A 25,139-nucleotide genomic window follows, 5' to 3' on the forward strand; every position below is an offset into this window, starting at 1 on the left:
AAAGCGTCGACGAAGCCACCGGGTCGGCATTCTCTAGGCCTTGGTGATGTAGAGCGGGCCGACGCCCGACGGTGGACTTTCGGCAACAGCAAAATCACAGATGGCTGCGGGCAATTTCGAGATCTCAATGATCTGCCCTCGCAGACGCAAAGCTCAGAGGTAAGTTCGCCCTGAGCATGAGATCATGTCCGCTCAGCAATCCAAGTCTTAGATCGTTTGGATCGGTGTCTGAAGGATGTGCATGAACGTTGGAGATACGGAATGAGAAACGCCTTTCCTGCAAAGCTAAGCTTCGGCATCTTTGATCATTTGGACGAGGATGGTCGCGACCTCGCACAACAATATGCAAATCGCCTGACGCTAGCAGAGACCTGCGATCGGCTCGGTTTTTATGCGTATCATCTCGCAGAGCACCATTGTACTCCGCATGGCAGAGGCCCATCGCCGAATTTGTTCTTATCGAGCGTGGCACAGCGCACTCGTCATCTTCGCGTCGGCCCCATGGTCATGCTGCTAAGCCTGTGTCATCCGCTACGCGCGTTTGAAGAGATCTGTATGCTTGACCAGTTGAGCGGTGGTAGGCTCGAGTTGGGCATAGGCCGCGGATCACTCCCAATCGAATTGGGTTACTTTGGAATTGATGCGGACGCGGTGCCGGAGCGTTACGTCGAAGCCAGTGAAATCCTTGTCAAGGCAATGAAGGGCGGTACGCTATCCTACCAAGGCGATCACTTTGAGCTAAACAACGTACCATTGACGCTGAAGCCTTATCAGCGTCCGCATCCGCCCATTTGGATCGCCACCAACCGGCCCGAGTCTGCAGCTTGGGCCGCCGCAAATGGCGCGAATATCGCGTGCCTAGGACCCGCGTCTGTTGTTCGCAAAATTACTGATGCCTTCCATTCCCATCGAGAGGACTACGATGGCACGGACGACCAAGCCTCATTTCTCGGATTGCTCCGAATGGTGGTGGTCGGACGTTCTGCCGCGCATGCCTATTCACTCGCGGCACCTGCTTACGAACGATGGGTTAAGAGCTTCAAATTTCTATACGATATCAATGCGATCCCAGTTCCGTCAAACCTGCCGCTGACCTTGGATGCCGCAATTGAGAGTGAATTGTGCGTAGTAGGAACGGCAGCCTCTGTGCGACGGTCTCTTCTTGATCAGTTGGAAGAGGCCGGCGCCAACTATCTTCTGTGTCAACTCGCGTTTGGAGATCTGCCATTGGACGCTTCAATATACACTGCTATGACCATTCAGTCCGACATTATGGATCGGGTTGGTTGACTTCGGCAACCACTTGGCGCGCCGCCTGACCTTTCCCCGTGGACTCCGCAACTAACACCAGTTATCCCATGCCGCCTCCACGACACCAATTGAATCAAGGAGTCGGCCCGAAGGAGCCCCGGCCGACCTTGCTCCAAAGTTTTTTCGGAGTTCCCTCCAACAGTTTTGTGACGTGGCGGATGTCGTCACTGATCAGATTAAGGCTGGCTTAGGGGAATTGCCAGGCTGTCTGTTGCTTTCTCTAGCCGAAAACGTGGCGGTTCCGGCCTAGTTTCTGTGGGTCATGCCATCGAGGATTGTGTCGTCCCTAGAAACCGCAAGATCGCGTACAGACCAACGGCTATCGCCGACCCTGATTGATCAGCTGACGGGGCTCGACAGCACGGTCGTCATCGGCGGCATCGCTGGGCTCACGCAGACCATGCTGGCCGAGGCCGGAAAAATGGTCGTTTGACCTTGGCATTAGGCCGCGCAATCGTAGTGAGGTGCTGACGGTGGCAGCCGTAGCAAATTGGTGAGGCGGCATCACGCCGCTGGAGCCGGGGGTCGTCGCTGCCCCAATATGGTTAGCGATGGCCGCGGAGACGCGATGCGCCCTTTTTCTTGCTAAGCAGCATTCTTCACCGCATCAGTCGCCGCCGAAGCAATGCGGTAGACAAGAAGAATGGTACGACTATGTAGATGCAGAGAACGCCGATGTGCAGGCAGACATTGGCGATTGGTTGGCCCAGCATCGTCGGGCGGATAACATCTATCGAATGTGCCAAGGGCAGGAAGGCCGCTATCTGTTGGAATGCTACGGGCAATTGGTCTATGGGAAAGACTGCGCCTGACAAAAACAACATCGGTGTGATGACAAGGGTTTGGTAAAATATGAAGTAATCGTAGCTGGGCGCGAGGGCCGTTACGACCATTCCAAGGCTCGCAAAGGCTAAGCCAGTTAGGGCGATGACCGGAAGCGCATAGAGAAGGCACAACCAGTGTGTGTACCCCAGCGTGGCGGCGACGATACCAATACCGGTGCCCGCCAGCGCCGCCTTAGTTGCTGCCCATGCCATTTCCCCAACGACGATATCCCCTAGCGTGAGCTGTGTGTACAACATTGCTTCCCAGGTGCGCTGGCCCTGCATTCGGCCAAAGGCGGCATAGATAGTCTCGAAGGTTGCAGCAGTCATCGCACTTGTCGCAATCATTCCAGCCGCCAAAAATGCAGTGTACGATACGCCGTCAACGCGCCCTACCATCACTCCCAATCCAGCGCCGAGCCCGAATAGATATATTATAGGGTCGGCTAGATTTCCCAGAATGGATGCCAGCGCCGCTTTTTTCCAGGCCAGATAGTTTCTGCGCCAAACTGCGAGCCAGTTCAAACCGCCGGCGGGTAATGCTGCTACGCTCATCGTCTACTTCTCCATCTCGCGTCCGGTTAACCGCAAGAAGACATCCTCTAGATTTGGTGGACGCTCCAGCAATCGCAGGCCCGAATATCTACGCAGTTGCGCGCGCACCTGCTCTGGATCTGGCGTGTAGCAGAACAGGGTCTCTCCACTGATCTCCAGTCGCCTAGCATTCGGCCTGATCAAAAGACTAAGCTCCTGCGGGTCGCCACCGAAAATTTCGATCACGGGACAGCCAATCTGCTCCTCGATCAGGGCATGTGGTCGGCCCTCGGCGATCTTTCGCCCAGCTTCAAGCACGCACAGCCTGTCGCACAAGCGCTCAGCCTCTTCCATGATATGGGTCGTTAGAAGAATTGTCTTGCCTCGTGCCAACAACGACCGAAGCCGCTCCCAGATCAAGTGGCGCGCGTGTGGGTCTAGACCAGTAGTCGGCTCGTCCAGAATGAGTAGCTGCGGGTCATTAATGAGCGCACGCGCCAAAGTGAGGCGCCGCTTCATCCCTCCAGATAGGTCAGCCACACGCGTATTCGTCTTGCTCTCAAGTCTCGCAAAATCAAGCAGCGACGGGATGACCGCTTCGATTTCTCGGGTACTCATGCTGAAGTAACGGCCGTATACCAAAAGGTTCTCGCGAACCGTGAATTCCAGGTCGAGATTATCGAACTGCGAGACGATCCCGATTTTTGCGCGTGCCAAGCGAACCTGGCCCGGGTCTTGCGCCCCGAGTACTGTAATCTTGCCTGCACTTGGCGACGTCATCCCTAGGATCATACGGGTGATCGTGCTTTTGCCTGCGCCGTTCGGTCCTAGAAGACCAAAACATTCTCCTGCAGCGATAGTAAACGACAAGTCATTGACGACGACTTTACCACCATATGATTTCGAAACGCCGGCCAGATCGATTGCAATTGGAGACAATGAGCCAGAAGCCGAATCCATTACCTTAATTTTCGAACGGTCCTGCCGCTCCGATGGGCTGATATGATCCTGGTGCGGATCAGCGATCGTCGTTTTCAAATTCGCTAATTGCCCGTTCATTTTTTGTCCCAAATTTTGAGCTGCGGTGACGCGATCATCACTCGCCACTATATGCAATTTCAGATGTCGCCCGCCCTGGCATTTTGGTAGCGCCCTGCTGACCAACAGTGGGCGCAACGGTGACTGATCCGCGCGACAGCCAGTCGCTATTGGATAAGGTACAAAGGGCATAGGCCTTCAAGGGAATTAACAGAAAGATGTTCACGAGCGTGTGGAGAGCAAAACCCAGGAACCTAAGTTCGCGGGCGCGATAGGCAGCCACGCTACACCGTACAAGAGTCATGGATCCAATGACCAGGATCGTCCACCAGGGTACTGTGGCGGTCAGCGCAAACTGGCCAATTCCTGTCAATACCGACAGCGCAAGAAGTAGCAGGCCGACATTTTGCCCGATTGCGTCCAGCGTGAGATACCGATCGAGGCCAGGCAGTAGAGGGAGCGCGAGCAATGTATCCCGAAAGGTGCTGCGTGCCCACCGTAGTTGTTGACGCAGATAAACACCCATTGTGTCAGGAACGACTGTCGCCGCGATGGCGCTTGGAACATACTCAGTTCGAAAGCCTGCGCTCAGCATGAGAATCGTCAAATGGCGATCTTCACCGAAGTCACTCGGCTTGCCGCGATAAAGCTGCGTCTCGTACTGATCGAGCAGCGAAAGCATAGCAGACCGACGGTACATCGCGCATGGGCCGCAGCAGCACATAACTGCACCGAAGCGAGCTTGTGCCGCGCGCTCCTCGTTGCAGGCAAGCCAGTACTCCATGTCAATCAAGCGAGTTAGCCAAGTGTCCGCCTGGTTACTGGCTTTCATTTGGCCCATCGCCGCACCGACTGCTGGATCGCGCATTTTATGGGCAAGCTTCGAGACGACGTCGGGGGCGATCGTGGTGTCTGAGTCCACATTCAAGATGAGATCCCCAGAGGACTGGGTTATAGCGGCGATTTGCGCTTTGCGCTTTCCAACATTCTTAGGGAGAATTGTGAAGTTGAATCTCTCATCGTCTGCATAGGCAGCGCGCTGAGCCACCACCGCTTCGCGATTTTTGGAACCGTCGTCGACTACATAAAAACGCAATTTTCCAGCGTAATCCTGTTCCGCGAGAGACGCGAGGCATTCCGAGAGAACGATTGGATCCTCGTTGAAGCACGGCACAATGACATCAACGCTTGGTAGACGGGTGCTTTCGACGTCTTTCGCAGGTGTTGTTGAGACCGTTGTCCGCCTGGCATGAAAGACCTGCGCGCTCTTGTAAACGGTGGAGAGCATTGCATAAAGAGAGACGGCGGCGATGCTGGTTGTTGCTAGCAGGGTCATGGTTTCTCGTTTGTCCAGTGGTGTCAGGGAAGTGAACGAATTTCGAATCCGCGGCTATGCAGTGCCGGAATAATTCGAGAGAGTGCTAGAAGCGTCTGGTCACGCAGTCCGGCAAGGGAGCATTGCTCAACCTCATCGGGAGGACACCCGTCATGCAAAAGCACGATTGCCCCAGGTCGAGCAGCAGCAAGCACCTCGTCAACGATCACGTCGACGCCCGGGCAAGACCAATCTCTAGGGTCGGCCGACCAGTGAACGGCTCCAAGTCCAGCCCTCGCCGACGCTGAAAGCACGTCTTCAGTCCAAACCCCGTAAGGCGCTCGTAAGTGCCGGACCAAGGCTTGGGGACAGGCTGAGACAATGGCTTGATGCGCCTCGTCTATTTCACGTTTCACATCCTTTGGATCGCAGGTGGCGAGGTCGGGATGCGTCATGGTATGATTGGCGACATCATGACCTTCCGCCACAAGACGCCGAATGAGTTCGGGGTGGTCCTTCACGTATGAACCGATAGCAAAAAATGTCGCCGGGACGCGGTGCTCGGCTAGAACATCCAGGATTTGCGGCGTGCAGAATGGATTAGGACCGTCATCGAACGTCAAGTAAATGCAGCGATCTTCCTGGCCGCTTGCGTGATTGACCGGTACTTCGCTCATATATGCAGGCCGCTTCATAGTTCCGACCCGTTTCGTTCAATCAACGAGCCCGCAGGCCACTCAGTCATCGGACGGTCGACGGGAACTACCAATACGAGGACATCTTCAGTGCGCGTGGCTGGCAGGTCGGAATGCGCGTCTGGAAGCGTCGAGCGCACACGCAGCCCGGTCATAATATTGGCGGTACCGTCTCGGCAGTATCTTTCCATATGGTTCCGCATGGCGTGGCGAACTGTTCCGAAAGCAAATGGAACGCTCAACTCGCGAAGAACCGGAAACATGGCGCGGACAGAGTGAGCGATGCCTAATCCCTCTAGATCCGGTCGCACTCCGTACAGGCCTAGCTCGGCCACAAGCAAATCAGTCGTACCGACCTTTATGAAGCGGCGTAACAAGCCCATGTGACTAGCGACGCCGCGCGAGTCATATGCGATTGCGCGGCGTTCGGGCCTCGCACCACCCCAGCTTCGGCCAGTCTCGAAGGGCTTGGCATTGAAAGCTCCCGTCGGCCCATAGGTCTTGCAAAAAAAATCAGCGAGTTCCGCGTGGTCTGAGGCTTCCAGCTCATTTTCCCAGCATATTTTCCATCGCACTTCAGAAGACATGCAAAAGCTCCACGTTGTTTCTTCACCCAGCCAGGATCAAAGCTGCGCGAGATTGTTGCGCATGATTATTGGATTGCCGGTTAGACAATCGAGCGGTTAAGAGAATTAAGAATTCAAATCGGGCCCCTTGCCCGGCATTTCGATTTTTCGTTCGCGGCCTTGATATTGATCAAGTTGCGGCTTTTCTATAAGCGAACCGAAAGATTGGTAAAATTGATTGTTTGGATGGCAATCATCTATGGAATGGATATAAACTCATGCGTTTTAAAGGCCTGGATCTTAACCTTCTTGTAGCGCTCGACGCTCTAATGACCGAGCGCAAGCTCACAGCAGCGGCACGCAGCATCAACCTCAGCCAACCCGCCATGAGCGCTGCTATCTCTAGGTTGCGCGACTATTTCCGCGACGACCTTTTTATCATGCAGAGACGGGAGCTAATTCCGACCCCGCGTGCAGAGGCACTCGCCCCCGCTGTTCGCGAGGCCCTCTTGCACATTCAGCTCTCCGTCATCGCATGGGATCCAATAAATCCTGCGGAGTCCGATCGCCGATTCAGAATTATCCTTTCAGACTTCATGGCTCTGGTCTTCTTCGACAAGATCATCTTGCGCTTAGCTCGGGAGGCGCCAGGGGTCAGCTTCGAGTTGCTGCCACTTGACGACGATCCCGAGGAGCTTCTCCGGCGCGGGGATGTTGATTTTCTGATCCTTCCGGATTTATTCATGTCTGGCGCCCATCCGAAAGCAAGGCTTTTCGAAGAGAGACTGGTGTGCGTCGGCTGCTCTACGAACGAGCAACTGCAAGGGAAGCTCTCCCTGGAGCAATATATGTCCATGGGGCATGTTGCGGCTAAGTTCGGACGTGGTCTTAAGCCTTCCGTTGAGCAATGGTTATTGATGCAGCACGGCCTCAAGAGGCGTATTGAACTCGTCGTCCCGGGGTTTAACTTGATCCCGCCGTTGCTGTCAGGCACTAACCGAATAGCAACCATCCCTCTGCGGCTTGTCAAACATTACGAACAAACTATCCCCCTGCGGATCATCGAGCATCCTTTGCCACTTCTTTCGTTCACCGAGGCTGTCCAATGGCCGGCTCTTCACAACTCTGATCCTGGAAACATATGGATGCGCGAGATTATGATCCAAGAGGCTTCGCGCATGGAATCTGAGACGGAAAGTTGTACGTCTTAAGCGGCGCCGCCGGGTTCATTTCACGGCCGCAGTAGTTAGAATGGGCGCTGATCATAGGACCCACACATCCGCTGTGTACCCAAATGAGGCATCACATTACAGGCAGGCCTCCTGCCTCAGCTCATCTAGCGATCGAAGCCATGGTGCCGAGAGCCATGATGCGGCGCCAGGTCCAAATAGTGAGGAGGCAAAGGTTGGTAACTCTGATAGACAGCGGACGCTCTACATGGATCACGAGCAATCGGCCTTTTAATAGGTCCAGACCAGGAGCTCTCTAAAATTATCGATCGCAACCCTTCCGAATGGGAAAAACGCGGCTGTTATCCTTAGGGCAACTAATCGCCCCGTCCTGCTGCTCGCATAGGACCTGCACGGCCAATTTTCCGTAGTCTTGTCTCAATCGACGAACGTCGACTCGATGTTCGATCAACTGCAGCGCTTAACAGAACCGTGAGCCGGCCGCGCCCCTGGAGCATTTTCGATGTGCCGGCAGGTCGGTTCTCAAGTGTCAACAATCGACGCCCACGACAATGCCATTGCGGTTGCTACCTGAGTGCCCTTTTTGTGCTTGCCTTAGCCGATTGCAAAAGTGATTCAAAACTTCATTGCTGATGGCTTTATGTTCGGCTCATTGCGGAAAACCAGCATCCAGCTACGACGACTTCACCGACCTCCCGCACATGCTTCCTGCGCACACTGGCCAACGCGCCGTCCCGGGGAAGTGGCCAAAGCTTAATACTTTCGATCCGCGTAATCACGCTTATCCCGGAGGATTTGCAACTGCGCCGGCGCGTGAATTAGCCGCGGCAATGCGTCGAGCCACAATCCACAGCGTGGATGCTTTTGATCCACACAATCAATTTTACCAATCATTCCATATGATCCATAGCAGGGCAGCCGCGCGGTGAGGTTCCGGTAACTTTATCGGTTTCTGTCGTCACTTCGCAGACGAGCCGGAACATCTTCCGATGTGAGCAGCAATTTGACCGAGCCTTCTCGCAAGGCCGTCGGCTTGTCGAAATTAGGCATGATGGAAAGGAATAAAATGGCTGACCAACTCACACTAGAAATTATCAGTGCGATCAACAAGCTCGTCAAAGCCGAAAACGGCGAGAGAAAGACCGTAGCGGTCGGCGAAATAACGACCGGCACGGAGTTGACTTCGCTGGGCATCGACTCACTGGGTTTGGCCGATGTCCTTTGGGATCTGGAGCAAATCTACGGCATTAAGATCGAGATGAATACGGCAGATGCCTGGTCGAACCTCAACAATATCGGCGACGTGGTGGAAGCCGTCCGTGGCTTGCTCACTAAGGAGGTCTGAATGGACAGGCGTGTCGTTATCACCGGATTGGGCGGACTGTGCGGACTGGGCACCGATGCTTCCTCTATCTGGACGGAGATGCGCCAAGGCCGCTCCGCCATTGGCCCGATCTCAAATTCAGAGATTCATGAGCTGAAGGGGATGATCGGGACCGAGATCAAGGTGCTGCCTGAACACGACATTGATCGCAAGCAGCTCATCTCCATGGATCGCTTCAGCCTGCTTGCCGTGCTTGCAGCTAAAGAAGCCATGCGACAGGCCGGCCTTTCGTGCGATGAAGGAAATGCCCACCGTTTCGGCGCGACAGTGGGCGTTGGCTTTGGCGGCTGGGACGCAACCGAGAAAGCCTACCGGACCCTCCTATTGGGGGGCGCGACCCGCACTGAGCTATTCACTGGGGTAAAGGCAATGCCTAGCGCCGCTGCCTGTCAGGTAAGCATGAACCTCGGGCTGCGGGGCCCAGTCTTCGGCGCCACCTCCGCCTGTGCCTCGGCCAACCATGCGATCGCTTCAGCGGTAGACCAGATCAAGCTCGGTAGGGCCGACGTTATGCTAGCTGGAGGAAGTGACGCGCCACTCGTGTGGATTGTGCTTAAGGCATGGGAAGCAATGCGCGTACTCGCTCCAGATACTTGCCGGCCATTCTCCGCCGACAGGAAAGGATTAGTTTTGGGCGAGGGTGCGGGCATGGCCGTGCTGGAAAGCTATGAGCATGCGGCCGCCCGCGGTGCAACGGTGCTTGCCGAGATCGCCGGCGTCGGCCTTTCCGCCGATGCCTACCACATCGCTGCACCAGCTGTGCATGGGCCGGAGGCGGCGATGCGCGCCTGCCTTGTTGATGCGGGCCTAAATGCTGAGGACGTGGACTACCTCAACGCCCATGGCACCGGCACCAAGGCCAACGATCAGATCGAAACGATGGCGATTAAGCGCGTCTTTGGTGACCATGCTCGATCGATTTCCATCTCTTCCACCAAATCCACTCACGCGCACTGCCTCGGGGCAGCAAGTGCGCTCGAAATGATTGCTTGCGTGATGGCGATCCAAGAAGATGTCGTGCCGCCGACCGCCAACTATCGCGAACCAGATCCCGATTGTGACCTGGACGTGACCCCTAATGTGCCCCGGGAGCGAAGGGTGCGCGTGGCCATGAGCAACGCCTTCGCCATGGGCGGCATGAATGCTGTCCTTGCGTTCAAGCAGGTGCAATGAAGTCGAGACCGTCACGATTGAACTCTTGTAGGGCCAGCGGCAAATGCCTGAAGCAGGCGCCGCCGATTCCCCTCAGCAAGGTTTCGATGTAATTCCCCAGATACACAGGCATCTGAAAATGTTCCCCCGCGCAGCTCACGCTACACCGCTTTCACCACGTGTCGCGGGGGAGCTGGAGCCCGACTGTGTTTCGACTCCGGGAGCTCTCACTGCGGCTCGCCGGTCGACTAAAGTTTAGGCCTCGACCTTTTCTGCCACGACCAAGGAGTGTTGCTATCAATTCCACCTCTGCCTGCACCCCATATCGTGCCAGGCGCCAGCTTGATCGCGAAGTAGTCGCTGGTCCAGAGTTTGGGGGGCGCTTGCCGCTGTGTTCGGAACCTGCCAAGCTGAATCCGCACATCTGATTGTGCCCTCCCAGAGCCGGTGAAATGCAAGGTCGCTGGTCGTCAGTCCCTCTGCAGGATTTGCCTCGCTTGAGCGGACGACTTTCGAACCAGCCTCAGAAAGGGGAAAGATTGCTGTTTACTCCTCTGTGAGCTCTGCCGGTATTAGTTGAATTCGAGCGGTAAGGACCGACCACCCCCACGAACAAGATCTGAGAAGAGACGATGACACGCAGCCAAAAAGAGAAGATGCTAGCAGGCGAAATGTACAACGCAGCGGACCCCGAGATCCAAGCCGAGCTGCTCCTCACGGGGGCTTGGCTGAAGCGGTATAATGACACGCTGGGCGACTCCGCCGAGCGGTGGAATGCGCTCCTTTCAGAAAGATTGGGAGCAGTCGGACTTGGAGCGGTTATTCGTCCTCCGTTCCACTGCGATTACGGGTTCAACATCCGGATCGGAGCTTGGGTCTACATCAATTTCAACTGCGTCATTCTTGACGTGGCAGCGGTGACTATCGGTGACGGAACCGCAATAGGGCCTGCTGTGCAAATTTATACCGCGGACCATCCACACGATCCAGAGCAGCGCCAGGCTGGACTGCAGTTGGGACGACCTGTCAGCATTGGCAGGCACGCTTGGATCGGCGGTGGAGCAATCATTCTCCCCGGCGTGACGATCGGCGATCATGCTGTCATTGGCGCGGGTAGCGTGGTCACGCGAGATGTTCCTGCAGGAAGCACGGCCATGGGAAATCCAGCTCGGGTCCGGGTAGGTGGACGCTCGACGCAATCATAAAAGTAGGCGTTGGGGTGAATCCGGTGGTAACGGGTAGTTTCTTTGCTTGTGCGAACGGATCGTCTGGGCCGCCATGGCCCTTGCGGTTCCAACTGTCGGCACTTTGACGCAAATCTCTTTGCAAATGCGCTTGGGCAGTCGAGCTGACCGGTTCGTGATCAAGTTTGCATGCAAAGGGGCAATTACGACTTAGGGTCAACCCGCAGACACAGACCGCTTCACCTGCAGAAAACGAATTGCTTTTTCGGTCCGTGCGCTCGATGAAAGACAATTGGTCGCGTCGAATGGACATGCGCGTGGCATGTCGTCGGCAAATACCAATCCCTGTTGGCTGGAACATCTTTGTCAGAGGCAGGCGCCCATCATCCGGGCGTAGCCTTTCTGTCGACACCTTGCAGAAGGCATCATTTGCTACGTAACGGCCCTACCGAGGGCGCCGCATCCATAACGTGGATGATAGCTATCGCAACAATCAATTTTACTAATCTGTTCAGATTTATTAGCACCCGCTGGAGGACACGCACCGAGCGGCGTCCGCCCTCCTGATTACCGGTCGGGGGCTCTTGGGACATGGGTGACGAGCATGTGTGGGATTGTTGGCATAGTGGGACGTAAGCCCGTGTCGGAGCGGCTGATCGAAGCCTTGGAGCGACTGGAATATCGCGGCTATGATTCAGCCGGCGTTGCTACGATCTTCGAGGGAGAATTGCACCGACGCCGCGCAGAAGGCAAGCTCGTGAACCTTAAAACGAGGTTGAAAAGAGAGCCCCTGAGCGGCACCGTCGGCATCGCTCACACGCGCTGGGCGACCCATGGCGCACCGACAGAATGCAACGCTCACCCGCACTTTGCCGATGGCGTAGCCGTTGTTCATAACGGCATCATCGAAAATTTTTCCGAGCTGAAGGACGGATTGGCGAAGGTAGGGGTCAAGTTTAAGACCGATACGGACACCGAGGTGATTGCGCATCTCCTGACCAAATTCCGTCGGGATGGCATGGGATGTCTTAAGGCAATGCAAGCCATGCTGAAGTGCGTCAAGGGCGCATTCGCCCTTGCCATTCTGTTTGAGGAGGATCCCGCAACCATTATGGTGGCGCGCAATGGGCCACCGTTGGTGATAGGCCATGGCGACGGCGAGATGTTTCTAGGCTCCGATGCGATCGCTCTTGCTCCGTTCACCAATGACATCACTTATCTGCACGATGGCGATTGGGCTGTTGTAGGCAAAGCGAGTGTCCAAGTTTTCGATATCGAAGGCAAAGTCGTAACGCGCCCGCGGCACATATCGATTGCTACCGCCGACCTGGTCTGCAAGGGCAATCACCGGCACTTTATGGAGAAGGAAATCTACGAGCAACCTGAGGTCATCGCCCGTGCTCTTGGGCACTACATCAATGTCAACGAAAATCATGTCAAAGCCATTTCAACCGACATTGGATTTGCCAGGGTTGAGAGCCTCGCAATTTCTGCCTGTGGCACTGCATATCTTGCGGGACTGATTGGCAAATATTGGTTCGAGCGCTACGCACGCTTAATGGTTGAAATTGATGTCGCCTCTGAATTCCGTTATCGAGAAATCCCGTTGTCGCCGCGGTCGGCAGCGCTCTTCATCTCTCAATCTGGTGAGACGGCTGACACGCTTGCGTCGCTGCGCTATTGCAAAGCACAAGGTCTGAGAATAGGCGCTGTCGTCAATACGCGAGAATCAACTATTGCCCGCGAGGCAGATGCCATCTTTCCGATTCTCGCCGGGCCAGAGATCGGCGTTGCGTCTACCAAGGCATTCACTTGCCAGCTTGCTGTTCTCGCTGCGCTAGCCATCGGCGCAGGCAAGGCGCGGGGCACGATCACAGACGACGAGGAACAAGTGCTCGTCCAAAGTTTGGCGACGTTGCCGGGCGTTATTCGACAGGTGCTGAACGACATCAAGCCGGAGATCGAGCTCTTGTCACGGGAATTGTCGAATTACCGCGACGTGCTCTATCTCGGCCGCGGCACGAGTTTCCCATTGGCCATGGAAGGTGCGCTGAAGCTCAAGGAGGTTTCCTATATCCATGCTGAAGGTTATGCGGCAGGAGAATTAAAGCACGGTCCGATCGCCCTGATCGATGAAAATATGCCAGTCATCGTCATCGCGCCACATGATCGGTTCTTCGATAAGACTGTCTCCAATATGCAGGAAGTGGCCGCCCGCGGCGGCCGCATCATTCTGATCACCGACGAGACGGGAGCGTCGATGTCGAAACTCCCCACCATGCACACTATCGTATTACCCAATGTCGAGGAGATTATCGCGCCGATGATCTTTTCTCTGCCGCTGCAGCTTCTTGCGTATCACACGGCGGTCGTCATGGGGGCAGATGTGGACCAGCCGCGGAATCTGGCTAAATCAGTCACAGTCGAATGATTGTGACGATTGGGTAAATCGCAACTCGCCTCCGAGAAAATCCACGACTTGATCAGACATCAAATAAGTGAGGTCGTATGCACGAACTTTCGCTCGCCGACGTGCCGTCGCGAATTGGCCAGGAACTCGGCAAATCCGAATGGATTACCGTCGATCAAACTACAATCGATCTCTTTGCCGATGCGACACACGATCATCAATTCATCCACGTGCACCCGGAACGCGCGGCAGTCGAAAGCCCGTTTGGTGGCACGATCGCTCATGGCTTCTTAACACTCTCACTTCTGTCGGCGATGAACTTCAGCGGCATGCCAAGGATCCGCGAGCAGACCATGGGCCTTAACTACGGCTTAGACCGGGTGCGTTTCATGTCACCGGTTAAGACCGGCAGCCGCGTGCGCGGTCGCTTCGTTCTCTCTGAATGTCAATTTCGCGGCGCAAGCATGCTGGTGACCACCTACGAGGTGACGGTCGAGATCGAGAACGAGAACCGACCGGCACTCACGGCCAATTGGATCACGATCATTCAGTTTGACCCGGACGACAGGCCTAAAGGGATTTGACGCCAGCCCGCGCCAGTTGCCTGGTCTACGGATAGAACCGCCATGGATCTACGCGCTGTTTTGCATTGAGCGTCTGTTTTCCCTTACGAACGCCTATTGCTTTCAGCCGGTTGATCAGACTTGCGCCGCAAGCAAGGCGGCAGACTGGCATCATGCGCGACATAACGTTATCAGCGAGATCACCAGGCTCGCTTGACCTGCCACTGAACTTTCATCCAGCGGCGGTTAGAGCCTCGGCGTTCATTGAACCGCCCCAGGATTCTGGACCACCGGAGGCTGGAGTTTTCCGGCTTCATTCAGGGAGGTGGGCTGGTTGCGCCTCCCGGATTCATCAGTAAGATTGGCACCTTATTGCCGATGGCGCCATGTGGCCGAACCTCATTGTAGTCTCTGCGCCAATCCTCCATCTTTTCGCGGGCATCCGCAAGGGTCAGGAACCAATGCTGGTTCAGACATTCGGCTCGGAAGCGGCCGTTGAATGCTTCGATGAAGGCATTGTCCGTCAGCTTTCCCGGACGTGAGAAGTCCAAGGTCACACCCTTGGCATAGGCCCAAAGGTCGAGATCACGTGACACAAATTCCGTCCCCTGGTCGACACGGATGGTCTTCGGAATAGCCGACGTTCCGGCACACCCGTTCCAAGGTTTGCACGACATCATCACCGCGATAGCTGTGGCGCGGATCAAGCACCGGAGCATAACGCGAGAAGGTGTCGACCACCGTCAGAACGCGTAGTTTCTTTCCGGTGGCGAGCTGATCGTGCACGAAATCCATCGCCCAGACATCATTCGATCCGACAGCCATTTGCCGATCCTCCCGAAGTTTGGCCTTTACCCGGCGCTTGGGCGTCTTGTTCCGCAATTGCAGGCCCAAGTCCCTGTAAATGCGATAGGTTCGCTTGATGTTGGTGCCCCAACCCTCACGTTCCAACAGCACATGTACGCGACGATAGCCGTAGCGCACGCGGGTCTCGCAAATCTCACGAATGCGACGTTCCAGACCGGCCTGATCGGCGCGGCGAGAGGTGTAGTGGTAGGTGGACCGATCGAAGTTCAACGCTCCACAGGCACGCCGGATCGAGATCGTCCAATCGCGGCACAAGCCCTTCACCACCTCCCGCTTCCGAGCAGGCCTTAGAGCTTTCGCCGGATGACGTCCTGCAGCATCTCGCGATCCAGCGTCAGATCTGCGACGATCCGTTTCAGCCGAGCGTTCTCGTCCTCGAGTTGCTTTAGCTTCTTCATCTCCGGCGGCAACATGCCGGCATACTTTTTCTTCCAATTGAAGTAGGTCGCCTGGCTGATCCCCGCCTTGCGGCAGATCTCCGCAACAGACACACCTTCATCACCTTGCTTCAGAATGAACGCCTTCTGCGCGTCCGAAAACTGCGATGCCTTCATCGTCTTCCGTCCTTTCCCAGCCAGGAAAATGCACCGGAAAACTCTAACCAAAACTGGTCCAGTTTGAAGGGTTCAGATCATCGGCGCTATCGACCTCATCGGCGGGCACCCAATCTGCCTTGACTTCCATGGCGCCGACAGGAGCTGAGATCGGCCGGCCGGTACTATAGAAGGATCGCAGACCGGCCTTGGTAAAGAGCTGGTTGCAAACGATGTAATCGAAAATCGCCTGGTTGCGGCGAACTTCTTCGCTCCCGTCGGGCGACCCATGCGGGACGGGGCCCATCGGAGCCAACTGCTGGAGGGCTGGAATACTCAGTATTTTTGGGCTGGCCACGGGAGTGGCGATTTCCGCCGCTGCAACGACCGCACCCGACTGTCCACAGGACGGGTTACCTTTGGCGCCCGGGAAAATTGGGTGCGGGGTGAATGTATCTTCGTTCGAAGCCCATGTTTCGAACAAAACCTTGACGGGCGTCGCCGCGACGGGAGCAGCGACATAAGCGAGGAAACGCCAAGACGCCTCGTCCGGCCTGTTGATTGCCAGGTTGGCATCGACCGACTGGGCGAAGCCGTCGAGGGGTATGGACGCCAACGCAAAAACGGCACCCGTTGCAAATAATCTGGAAATCCAGTGCATCTTGTCCTCCAAGCAGGTTCATCCAGTCTCCGAGATTTTTCGGCGGCGATTTGTATTTTCGTTGCCTATTCGGGCCATACCGCCGTGGCACTGAATGCGTTCCGACGTCGTTTCGATTTGATAGCGCGGATTCTCCGAATGTGTCATATATTACTCCGTGACGGAGTTACATATAGATAACGTCTATATACCGTCAGAATGTAAAAAACACAATAATGCGATAAACGAAAGTGAAGTGTCGCGATATGCTGGAAAATCCTGAAACATCAATCGTTAAGGCCAGAATCAAGCATCGCTGCCCTACTGGAAATGGCGGAGAACAAGACGGAGTAATCGGGCGATGACCTACATCAGTACGCCCGATCTCTCCCTTATCCGTGACGCCGATCTGAGGAAGAAACTCGCCCAAGCCCGCGAGCGGCTCAAGATGGATGTCGTATTCGCCCTGGAAGCGCGCGAGATTATCGCCGAACAGACCGCGCGCGATGCCAAGGCCGAGGCCCGCGCGAATGAATTGGCAGCCATGTCACCGGGGGCGCGGCGCCGCGCGAAAAGCAAAGACGCGCTCGAAAAAGGGCGCCCCCGCCAAGACCTGCGCTATATTCATAGCGTGCTGGCCCTGTGTGGCCTGCCCTATAGCCGCCAGCCGATCGAGGAGCGCGAGTACCGCAGCAAACAGGGCAACATGCGGCTGATCGTCAATGCCGGTGAGTTGCTGTCGCCAAGGGGCGAGTTCGTCAAGCAGCCGTTGCCCTATGGCTCCCGCGCGCGCCTGTTGCTGTTGCACCTGTGCAGCGAAGCCATCCGCCAGCAGTCGCCCACGATCAAGATCGACGCCAGCCTGACCGCCTTCATCAAGAAGATGGGCTTTGGAGCCAACGGCGGCCAACGCGGTAACCTGAGCGCCTTCAAAAAGCAGCTGCAAGCGCTGGCGGCCTGCAAGATGACCATCGGCACCTTCGACGAGAAAGGGGGCCATACCAAGACGGTCAACACCGCGCCGTTTGAGTCGATGGACGTTTGGTTCCCGCCCCATCCCGACCAGCAAATGCTCTGGGCGAGCACCATCACGTTCAGCCGCGAGTTCTACGACACCCTCACCAGGCACGCGGTACCGGTCAACGTCCATGCGATCCACGCGTTTTCGGACTCGCCGCGCAAGATCGACATCTACTATTGGCTCGGCCACCGCAGCCACGGCTTGAGCAAACCCGTTTCTATCAGTTGGAAAGCCCTAAAAGAGCAGTTCGGGGAGGGGCATTTCGTGACCTCGGGCAAGACCGGCGGCTATACCCGCGATCGAGATTTCCGGGCCAAATTCACGAAGGAACTGGCTCACATCTGCGAGGTGTTTCCCAAGCTCCCCGTCGCCGTCAATGAAGGCGGCATCCGGCTGAAACCGGCTGATTCTGATGCGTGGTCACTCCCCGCCAAGAGTTCCACAAAAAAGCGTGAAATCATAAAGCGTTAGCTACGCTGAATCGGTCGCGCCCCTTACGCTGAATCGGTCGCGCCCCTTACGCTGAATCGGTCGCGCTTTTACGCTGAATCGGTCGCGCCTATATATAGAACTGAACACTACGGAACACTGCGGAACACCTTTTTCTAAAATCCTTCTGAATTTACAGAACAGGAAGATTTGAAATTTTGGATTTTTTGAAGAGATGAAGCTTTGCGGACTTGATCGCACGTGGAAGCTCACCAAAAGCCCACACAGCGCGTTTTCAGGACCTGAGTGCCCGCGAGTGTGGCCGAGGCGTGAAAAACGCCTCCTAGGTGTTTAGTACCGGCATTTGATGGAGCGGATCGAAGGCGAAGCGCTCGGGTTGTGAAGCCCATGCTTTGCAAATGAACTCGTAGGGTGGCCCTTGAGAGTCTTGAGTCTGCGGCCGAAATTGTAAGCGGCGACAAAGTCGGCGAGGTGCTCGCGGAGTTGATCGTGGCTTTCATAGTAGAAGCGTCTGACGGTGGCATCCTTGATGGTGCGGTTCATCCTCTCGACTTGACCGTTGGTCCACGGATGCTTCGGCTTGGTCGTGCGGTGCTCGATATCGCTGGTGGCGCAGGTCTATTCGAAGGGCGATGTCACGTTGTTTGATCAACGGCCGTAAAGTCGCTTGTCGGTAAACTCATGCAATTGCAGCGGTCACGGCTTTCCACTGCGCCATGGCGCGGATGCGATGAATATGGGTGGCTGGGGCTGAGTGTCTCTGGTGCGGCGCGACGAAAAGATTTCGGACTGCTGAAAAGACCGAGATGAAACGTTGCAAACCTCCGACGGATCGAAAGCCCTGCATCATCCGCTCTCGTTATTCGAAGCGGCACGTGAGAATTCTCTGCGCGATTGTTAAGGCCCTTGTGCGATCGATGTTCGACGCCGGGCATTACATCCCGTTTTGCCGCGCCGTATGAGCGCAGTTTTTCGGTGACGATGCGCTTCGGCGACAGACCTTGCTTCTTCAGCAGCCTGACCAGCAATCGCTTGGCAGCCTTGGTATCGCGGCGGGTCTGGACGATCTCGTCGAGAACGTAGCCGTCCTGGTCGACAGCGCGCCACAGCCAATGTTTTCGGCCGCCTATGGAAATCACGACCTCGTCCAGATGCCAGATATCTTTCCGCGACGGCTTCTTTCTAGGCAGCTGCTTGACGTAGGCTGCCCCGAATTTGCGGCCCCATCGCCGTATCGTTTCGTAAGAGACGACGATACCGCGCTCCAGCAACATTTCCTCGACCAGCCGCAGGCTCAACGGGAACCGGAAATACAGCCAGACCGCACGGGCGATAATCTGCGGTGGAAATCGGTGGTTCTTGTAGCTGATGGTCGATGAGGTCATCTCAACCGTATTATCCGCCACCCGTTAGGTTGCCGACAACGTGACATCGCCTGGCGAGATCATTGCCCATAGGCTGACCGATCAGGGCACGGATGATCCTTCCCAGGTGGAGCCGTTGCTCAGCCAGATCGACGGCGAGATTGACCAGTTCACAGCCGACGGAGCCTATGATGGGAAGCCAACCTATCAGACGGTCCTGCAGCACAGCGCAACCGCGAACGTCGTCATTCCACCGCGTTCGACGGCGGTGGAAAGCAATGGTGATACAGGGCCACTTGATCAAAGAGACAAGCACATAGCGGCGATCGCAAAAGACGGTCGGCTGCAATGGCAGGCGGCCACCGGCTACGGCAAGCGTGCACTGATCGAAACCGCCATCGGGCGATACAAGGGGCTGATCGGGCGACGTGTGCGGGCTCGTTCGTTCGCCACCCAGCAGACAGAGGTCGCCATCGGTTGCATCGTTCTCAACCGCATGCTGGCATGTGGACGCCCGGAGTCTGTCCGGCGTCAAGTCAGGTAGGCATAACCGACAACATCAAAGGCCGAAATGCGTTCGATTTCATATCCGCTCAAATGCCGGTACTAAACACCTAGGAGGCGTTTTTCACGCCTCGGCCACACTCGCGGGCACTCAGGTCCTGAAAACGCGCTGTGTGGGCTTTTGGTGAGCTTCCACGTGCGATCAAGTCCGCAAAGCTTCATCTCTTCAAAAAATCCAAAATTTCAAATCTTCCTGTTCTGTAAATTCAGAAGGATTTTAGAAAAAGGTGTTCCGCAGTGTTCCGTAGTGTTCAGTTCTATATATAGGCGCGACCGATTCAGCGTAAAAGCGCGACCGATTCAGCGTAAGGGGCGCGACCGATTCAGCGTGAAAAGACAGTGAAGCCCGACCGATTCAGCGTAGCCCCGCGACCGATTCAGCGTAAGGCCCCTGATAACGTGTTGATTCATATGGGGTACTTTGACCCTGAAAGCGCGACCGATTCAGCGTAGCTAACGCTTTATGATTTCACGCTTTTTTGTGGAACTCTTGGCGGGGAGTGACAACGCATCAGAATCAGCCGGTTTCAGCCGGATGCCGCCTTCATTGACGGCGACGGGGAGCTTGGGAAACACCTCGCAGATGTGAGCCAGTTCCTTCGTGAATTTGGCCCGGAAATCTCGATCGCGGGTATAGCCGCCGGTCTTGCCCGAGGTCACGAAATGCCCCTCCCCGAACTGCTCTTTTAGGGCTTTCCAACTGATAGAAACGGGTTTGCTCAAGCCGTGGCTGCGGTGGCCGAGCCAATAGTAGATGTCGATCTTGCGCGGCGAGTCCGAAAACGCGTGGATCGCATGGACGTTGACCGGTACCGCGTGCCTGGTGAGGGTGTCGTAGAACTCGCGGCTGAACGTGATGGTGCTCGCCCAGAGCATTTGCTGGTCGGGATGGGGCGGGAACCAAACGTCCATCGACTCAAACGGCGCGGTGTTGACCGTCTTGGTATGGCCCCCTTTCTCGTCGAAGGTGCCGATGGTCATCTTGCAGGCCGCCAGCGCTTGCAGCTGCTTTTTGAAGGCGCTCAGGTTACCGCGTTGGCCGCCGTTGGCTCCAAAGCCCATCTTCTTGATGAAGGCGGTCAGGCTGGCGTCGATCTTGATCGTGGGCGACTGCTGGCGGATGGCTTCGCTGCACAGGTGCAACAGCAACAGGCGCGCGCGGGAGCCATAGGGCAACGGCTGCTTGACGAACTCGCCCCTTGGCGACAGCAACTCACCGGCATTGACGATCAGCCGCATGTTGCCCTGTTTGCTGCGGTACTCGCGCTCCTCGATCGGCTGGCGGCTATAGGGCAGGCCACACAGGGCCAGCACGCTATGAATATAGCGCAGGTCTTGGCGGGGGCGCCCTTTTTCGAGCGCGTCTTTAGTTTACCGACAAGCGACTTTACGGCCGTTGATCAAACAACGTGACATCGCCCCCGGCGCAGCTGGCGAAAGCTGCATCTGGCTGTTGATGCCGATAGTGGCGAGATCATTGCACATAGTCTGACAGATCAGGAAACCGGCGATGTCTCGCAGCTGGAGCCGTTGCTGGATCAGATCGACGATGAGATCGACCAGTTCACTGCCGATGGAGCCTATGATGGCTATCCAACCTACGACGCAGTTCTCCGTCACAGCGCAGGTGCAAGGGTCGTCATTCCACCGCGCTCGAACGTGGTTGAACGGCCCAACGTCCAAGCATCCTGCCAGAGAGACGACCACATATCATCCATGCAGGCAGATGGCCGGCTGAAATGGCAGACGTCCACCGGCTATGGCAAACGGGCGCTGATCGAAACGGCGATGGGCAGATACAAGGGCATCATCGGGCCGCGTTTGCACGCTCGTTCATTCCGGTCGCAGCAGACAGAGGCTGCGATCGGGGTCACCATACTGAACCGAATGCTCGCCTGCGGACGCCCGAAATCCGTTCGTTGCGAGGCACCGACGGCAGCAACGAAATAAGTACGCATCAAAGACCGAATGATGACCCGTCGCTGAGCGGTGCACCAACGCCAAATCGACCATGATCGGGAAACTCAATCTGCCTGCTCATCTTCAACCCGGATCTACGCCTACCATACTGGTTGCAAACCCGGTGAAAAGTTTTGCGACAGAACCAAAGCGCAGGCTCGGCCTCACGTGACAACGCCGGCCGCCGACATGGGGGATCGTTCCTCCCGGCCGAAGACGAGCCCACGCCGGACCGCGGAGCGGATCGCTGAGGAAATTGTCTCGCTGCGCCTTCTCTAAGAGAAAAGTCAATGAGGCACGAAAGGCCTTCCGATGGAGCCGGTAAGTTTTGTTGGGCGGCAGCTTATTGACTGTTGACGGTACCGAACAACATCTATATCAACATGACGGAATAAATGCTGCATACATATATAAAACCGTCAGGAGGCAATTTGGCACATTTTGATAATCCGCGCAATGGTCAAGGGGTCCGACCTCCTTGTCTCGGCAATTGAGAACGAGGGGAGTACATCTTCGGCGTCTCCGGCGAGGAAGCCCTCGACGTCGTCGCTCCTGCTCCATCTACATCAAGGCTCGGCGTCTCCTATCACGACGGGGACATCGGCACTCTCACAAAAGAAGGACTGTCGCAATGGCCCGCCCCGCAGAAGCCATTTCAGAAGACGAAATCACCAGCGTGTATTGTCGAGCCGCTAACGCACTTCCACTCTGGCAAGGTATATATCCTCGAATTTTGGGCCACTTGGTGCAAACCATGTGAGGCATCACCCTGCCGTTCGACAGAGAAAGCAAAGGCAGCAACTTTCGCGCATCATCCGTTTCGAGTTCTGCCATCAACCAGTCTGGCCCCCTGAATTCCGCGACCTATCAGAAAGACACGATGCTCATGACCTTCCATTCAGAAAACCTCCAACTCGATTCGCCGCTTGGAGAGAAGCACGAGACATCCCCAGACAGGGTCTTCACTGGCCGATTGGGCAACGGCATGGACGTCATCGTCATCCGCGACCATCGCAGGCCGATCGCGACACATATGGTCTGGTACAGAAACGGTTCGGCGGACGACCCAATTGGAAAATCCGGGATCGCACACTTCCTCGAGCATCTGATGTTCAAAGGAACGCGCAACCACCCAGCCGGGCATTTCAGCGGTCTTCTGGCATCGGTCGGCGGCAATGAGAACGCATCGACCAGCTGGAGTTACACCAATTACTACCAGCGCGTTCCAAAGGATTACCTGAAAACCTGCATGGTCTACGAGGCGGACAGGATGACGGGGTTGATCCTGACGGACGAGATCGTGGACATAGAGCGGCAAGTCGTCCTTGTCGAGCGTGGCATGCATTGCGATGCGGATCCCCAGGTTATTTTTGAGGAAGCGCTGCTGGCGGGTGCCTTTTCACCCGATCCGTGCGGTCGGCCGATCATCGGTTGGCAGCATGAGATCGAGACGCTTGGCCGCGAGGACGCCCTTGCCTATTATTACCGTTTCTACACGCCGGAGAATGCCATTCTCGTCGTGGCCGGAGATGTAGATCCCGATGCGGTCATGGACATGGCGGAAACAATCTACGGCGCGATCACGCCGACCGGCGCATCGTTTAAGCGTCCCGTCGTGCAGGCCCCGCCCGTCAGGACACAGCGTCTCCTGACCCTTGTGGACGAAAACGTCCACGAGCCCGCCTTAACAAGGATCCATGTCGTGCCCTCCATGACGGCGACCGGCCCACATGCGGCGGCACTGGAGGTTCTTGCCTTTCTTCTCGGCGGCGGGAACGCCTCGTATCTGCACGAAGCGCTGATCGTGAACAACCGCATGGCTATCTCCGTCAGAGCGTCCGACTGGAGCAATGTGTTTCGCGACCTTGTGCACTTCCAGATCGATGCGTGTCCCGCACCGGGCGTCTCCTTGACGGACCTGGACGATGCCATTGAAAATGCGCTCGAAATGCTCCGCCGAACCGGATTTTCCGCAGATGACATCCAACGCGCCAAGTCGCGGATCGTCGCAAATGCAATTTATCAGAAGGATGACCATTCCGCTCTCGCATGGCAGTACGGCGTTGCCGCGAGCCTCGGCCTGAGCGTGGAGGACGTCGCGCTCTGGCAGGACCGCATCAAGGGCGTGACGACGGAGGACATCCGCAACGCGCTGACCCTGCTGGAGCGCAGCACCGGGATTGTCGGCTATCTCACGCCCCCCGCAACCGACGCCTGAACCGCAAAGGATTTCTCTCTTGACGATCTTCACCACGCCGTCCTTGGCGACCACCACCTACGCAAGCCGGCTTCAGCGCGTTAAAAGCCCGGGCGGCATCGAAGCCTGGCTTCTGGAGGATCACACGCTTCCTGTTCTATGGACATCGTTCTGCTTCCGCGGCGGCGCGGCGTTCGACCCGGAAGGAAAGCCCGGAGCCGCAGCCCTTCTCGGCAGCATGCTAACCGAGAGCGTGGGCGATCTCGACGCTGGCGGTTTCCAGCGCCGCCTGGACGAAAAAGCGATCCATCTATCCTTCGGCGTCAGGCGCGAAACGCTTCACGGTTCACTGGAGACCTTGACGCAGAATGTGGACGAGGCATTCGACCTCCTCGGCATGGCGGTATCCGACCCGGCCTTCCAGCAGCGGGATTTCGAGCGCACGCATGCCATGCGCGCTGCCTCTCTGCGGATGGGCATGGCCCAGCCCGACAATGTCGCCCGTCAGGTCTTCAATGCCATTGCCTTTGCCGGCCATCCCTTCTCCCGTCCAGCCTCCGGACATTACGAGACGATCGGAAGTGTCGAGCTTTGCGATGTCGTCGCGCTGCATTCCCGCATGATCGCCCGTCATAACCTCGAGATCGTCGCCGTGGGCGCCTTGGGTGCTGACGCCTTCGCCGCTGCCCTCGATCGTGCGTTCAGCCGGTTGCCAGTCTCCGCCGAAGCGTCCGTCCTCCCCGCTCCCTTCCTCGGTCTGGGCGAGGAGGTGCTGACGCACCTCGACAGTCCGCAATCGACGATGATCTTCGGGCGCCGGTGCATCTCGGTGGACGATCCGGACTTCATGGCCGCAGAGGTCGTAAACCATTGCCTGGGCGGCGGAACGTTCAGTTCCCGCCTCGTTACCGAACTGCGTGAAAAGCGCGGGCTGTGCTACTCGATCGGCACACGTCTCGATGCCACCCGAAACGTATCCCAGTTGATCGGGTCCACATCGACGCCAAACGATCGCCTCTACGAGGCTCTGGACGTGATCCGATCCGAATTTGCGCATCTTGTGAGCAACAAGATTTCAGCCGAGGAAGTGGAGATGGCGAAGAGCTATCTGATGGGCTCCTTCGCCCTGCAACTCATGACGTCCAGTGCCATCGCCGAGGAACTGCTATCCACGAAGGTCGAGGGGTTCCAGCCGGACTTCATCGACGAGCACAATGCTCGCATTGCCTCTGTCACCCGTGACACCGTCGCGAATGCGGTGGACCGCCTGATCGGAGACGGTGCCTTACTGGTATCGATTGCCGGCAATCCAGCCACGCACTGAAGCCAGCGCCACGCGATGCCGGCGAAGCCGGATGCGCGAAACAGGACGGTCCGC

Annotated in this window: 17 protein-coding genes and 5 pseudogenes; 12 read left to right on the forward strand and 10 right to left on the reverse strand. The window is 56.6% G+C overall.

Features of this window, described 5'->3' with window-relative positions:
- Nucleotides 1-261: 261 nt before the first annotated feature.
- Nucleotides 262-1,290 carry an LLM class flavin-dependent oxidoreductase gene (locus CUJ84_RS34180; RefSeq protein WP_105009920.1) on the forward strand — a complete coding sequence of 343 codons (1,029 nt, stop codon included), beginning with the start codon at nt 262-264 and terminating at the stop codon, nt 1,288-1,290.
- 620 nt (nt 1,291-1,910) lie between these two features.
- Here CUJ84_RS34180 and CUJ84_RS34185 read toward each other — a convergent pair.
- The 5 genes from CUJ84_RS34185 to CUJ84_RS34205 are packed head-to-tail and all read right to left on the reverse strand — an operon-like array spanning nt 1,911 to nt 6,304.
- Entirely contained in the window at nt 1,911-2,690 is a 780-nt protein-coding gene (locus CUJ84_RS34185) for an ABC transporter permease (protein ID WP_105009921.1), read from the reverse strand.
- 3 nt (nt 2,691-2,693) lie between these two features.
- Nucleotides 2,694-3,728, reverse strand: a complete 1,035-nt coding sequence (gene nodI / locus CUJ84_RS34190) for a nodulation factor ABC transporter ATP-binding protein NodI (protein WP_105010027.1) — start codon at nt 3,726-3,728, stop codon at nt 2,694-2,696.
- A gap of 37 nt (nt 3,729-3,765) precedes the next feature.
- Entirely contained in the window at nt 3,766-5,043 is a 1,278-nt protein-coding gene (gene nodC, locus CUJ84_RS34195) for a chitooligosaccharide synthase NodC (RefSeq protein ID WP_105009922.1), read from the reverse strand.
- Between the two features lie 23 nt (nt 5,044-5,066).
- Complete coding sequence (gene nodB, locus CUJ84_RS34200; protein ID WP_105009923.1) at nt 5,067-5,717, reverse strand: chitooligosaccharide deacetylase NodB; 651 nt, start codon at nt 5,715-5,717, stop codon at nt 5,067-5,069.
- Complete coding sequence (locus tag CUJ84_RS34205) at nt 5,714-6,304, reverse strand: NodA family N-acyltransferase (RefSeq protein ID WP_065284387.1); 591 nt, start codon at nt 6,302-6,304, stop codon at nt 5,714-5,716. Before CUJ84_RS34205 ends, nodB begins: the two co-directional genes overlap by 4 nt.
- A 257-nt stretch (nt 6,305-6,561) precedes the next feature.
- On the opposite strand from CUJ84_RS34205, the gene CUJ84_RS34210 reads away from it, so the two are divergent.
- From CUJ84_RS34210 to CUJ84_RS34235, 6 genes are all read left to right on the forward strand, one after another.
- The gene (locus CUJ84_RS34210) at nt 6,562-7,494 is read left to right on the forward strand and encodes a LysR family transcriptional regulator (RefSeq protein ID WP_105009924.1); all 933 of its coding nucleotides are present in this window, start codon (nt 6,562-6,564) and stop codon (nt 7,492-7,494) included.
- A gap of 1,045 nt (nt 7,495-8,539) precedes the next feature.
- Nucleotides 8,540-8,818 (forward strand): acyl carrier protein, encoded by a 279-nt coding sequence (locus CUJ84_RS34215; protein WP_105009925.1) that lies wholly within the window; start codon nt 8,540-8,542, stop codon nt 8,816-8,818.
- The gene (locus CUJ84_RS34220; protein WP_105009926.1) at nt 8,819-10,030 is read left to right on the forward strand and encodes a beta-ketoacyl-[acyl-carrier-protein] synthase family protein; all 1,212 of its coding nucleotides are present in this window, start codon (nt 8,819-8,821) and stop codon (nt 10,028-10,030) included.
- A gap of 611 nt (nt 10,031-10,641) precedes the next feature.
- Nucleotides 10,642-11,214: a nodulation O-acetyltransferase NodL gene (gene nodL, locus CUJ84_RS34225; RefSeq protein ID WP_105009927.1), complete on the forward strand. Its 573-nt coding sequence runs from the start codon at nt 10,642-10,644 to the stop codon at nt 11,212-11,214.
- A gap of 583 nt (nt 11,215-11,797) precedes the next feature.
- Nucleotides 11,798-13,624 (forward strand): glutamine--fructose-6-phosphate transaminase (isomerizing), encoded by a 1,827-nt coding sequence (gene glmS, locus CUJ84_RS34230; RefSeq protein ID WP_105009928.1) that lies wholly within the window; start codon nt 11,798-11,800, stop codon nt 13,622-13,624.
- Between the two features lie 77 nt (nt 13,625-13,701).
- Nucleotides 13,702-14,187 carry a MaoC family dehydratase gene (locus tag CUJ84_RS34235; protein ID WP_064251338.1) on the forward strand — a complete coding sequence of 162 codons (486 nt, stop codon included), beginning with the start codon at nt 13,702-13,704 and terminating at the stop codon, nt 14,185-14,187.
- 296 nt (nt 14,188-14,483) lie between these two features.
- On the opposite strand, the pseudogene CUJ84_RS34240 reads toward CUJ84_RS34235, so the two are convergent.
- Nucleotides 14,484-15,587 (reverse strand): annotated as a pseudogene (locus CUJ84_RS34240) (IS3 family transposase).
- A 43-nt stretch (nt 15,588-15,630) separates the two neighbouring features.
- Nucleotides 15,631-16,227: a hypothetical protein gene (locus CUJ84_RS38515; protein WP_199788878.1), complete on the reverse strand. Its 597-nt coding sequence runs from the start codon at nt 16,225-16,227 to the stop codon at nt 15,631-15,633.
- A gap of 340 nt (nt 16,228-16,567) precedes the next feature.
- On the opposite strand from CUJ84_RS38515, the gene CUJ84_RS34250 reads away from it, so the two are divergent.
- The gene (locus CUJ84_RS34250) at nt 16,568-17,698 is read left to right on the forward strand and encodes a replication protein RepA (protein WP_105009929.1); all 1,131 of its coding nucleotides are present in this window, start codon (nt 16,568-16,570) and stop codon (nt 17,696-17,698) included.
- A gap of 301 nt (nt 17,699-17,999) precedes the next feature.
- Here the strand turns inward: CUJ84_RS34250 and CUJ84_RS34255 are convergent.
- A pseudogene (locus CUJ84_RS34255) lies at nt 18,000-18,292 on the reverse strand (integrase core domain-containing protein); the annotation flags it as partial.
- A gap of 64 nt (nt 18,293-18,356) precedes the next feature.
- Nucleotides 18,357-19,109 (reverse strand): annotated as a pseudogene (locus CUJ84_RS34260) (IS6 family transposase).
- 5 nt (nt 19,110-19,114) lie between these two features.
- Here CUJ84_RS34260 and CUJ84_RS34265 point away from each other — a divergent pair.
- Nucleotides 19,115-19,585: pseudogene (locus CUJ84_RS34265) on the forward strand (transposase); the annotation flags it as partial.
- 473 nt (nt 19,586-20,058) lie between these two features.
- Here CUJ84_RS34265 and CUJ84_RS34270 read toward each other — a convergent pair.
- Complete coding sequence (locus tag CUJ84_RS34270; RefSeq protein ID WP_105009930.1) at nt 20,059-20,919, reverse strand: replication protein RepA; 861 nt, start codon at nt 20,917-20,919, stop codon at nt 20,059-20,061.
- Nucleotides 20,920-21,021: 102 nt separating this feature from the next.
- Here CUJ84_RS34270 and CUJ84_RS34275 point away from each other — a divergent pair.
- The 3 genes and pseudogenes from CUJ84_RS34275 to CUJ84_RS34285 form a co-directional block, all read left to right on the forward strand.
- Nucleotides 21,022-21,555 (forward strand): annotated as a pseudogene (locus CUJ84_RS34275) (IS5 family transposase); the annotation flags it as partial.
- A 994-nt stretch (nt 21,556-22,549) separates the two neighbouring features.
- Nucleotides 22,550-23,782, forward strand: coding sequence for a M16 family metallopeptidase (locus tag CUJ84_RS34280; protein WP_105010028.1), 1,233 nt, complete (start codon nt 22,550-22,552; stop codon nt 23,780-23,782).
- A 19-nt stretch (nt 23,783-23,801) separates the two neighbouring features.
- Entirely contained in the window at nt 23,802-25,085 is a 1,284-nt protein-coding gene (locus CUJ84_RS34285; RefSeq protein ID WP_105009931.1) for a M16 family metallopeptidase, read from the forward strand.
- Nucleotides 25,086-25,139 lie beyond the last annotated feature (54 nt).

Origin of the sequence: Rhizobium leguminosarum (assembly GCF_002953715.1) — a bacterium.
In the GTDB taxonomy this organism is placed as follows: Bacteria; Pseudomonadota; Alphaproteobacteria; order Rhizobiales; family Rhizobiaceae; genus Rhizobium; species Rhizobium leguminosarum_V.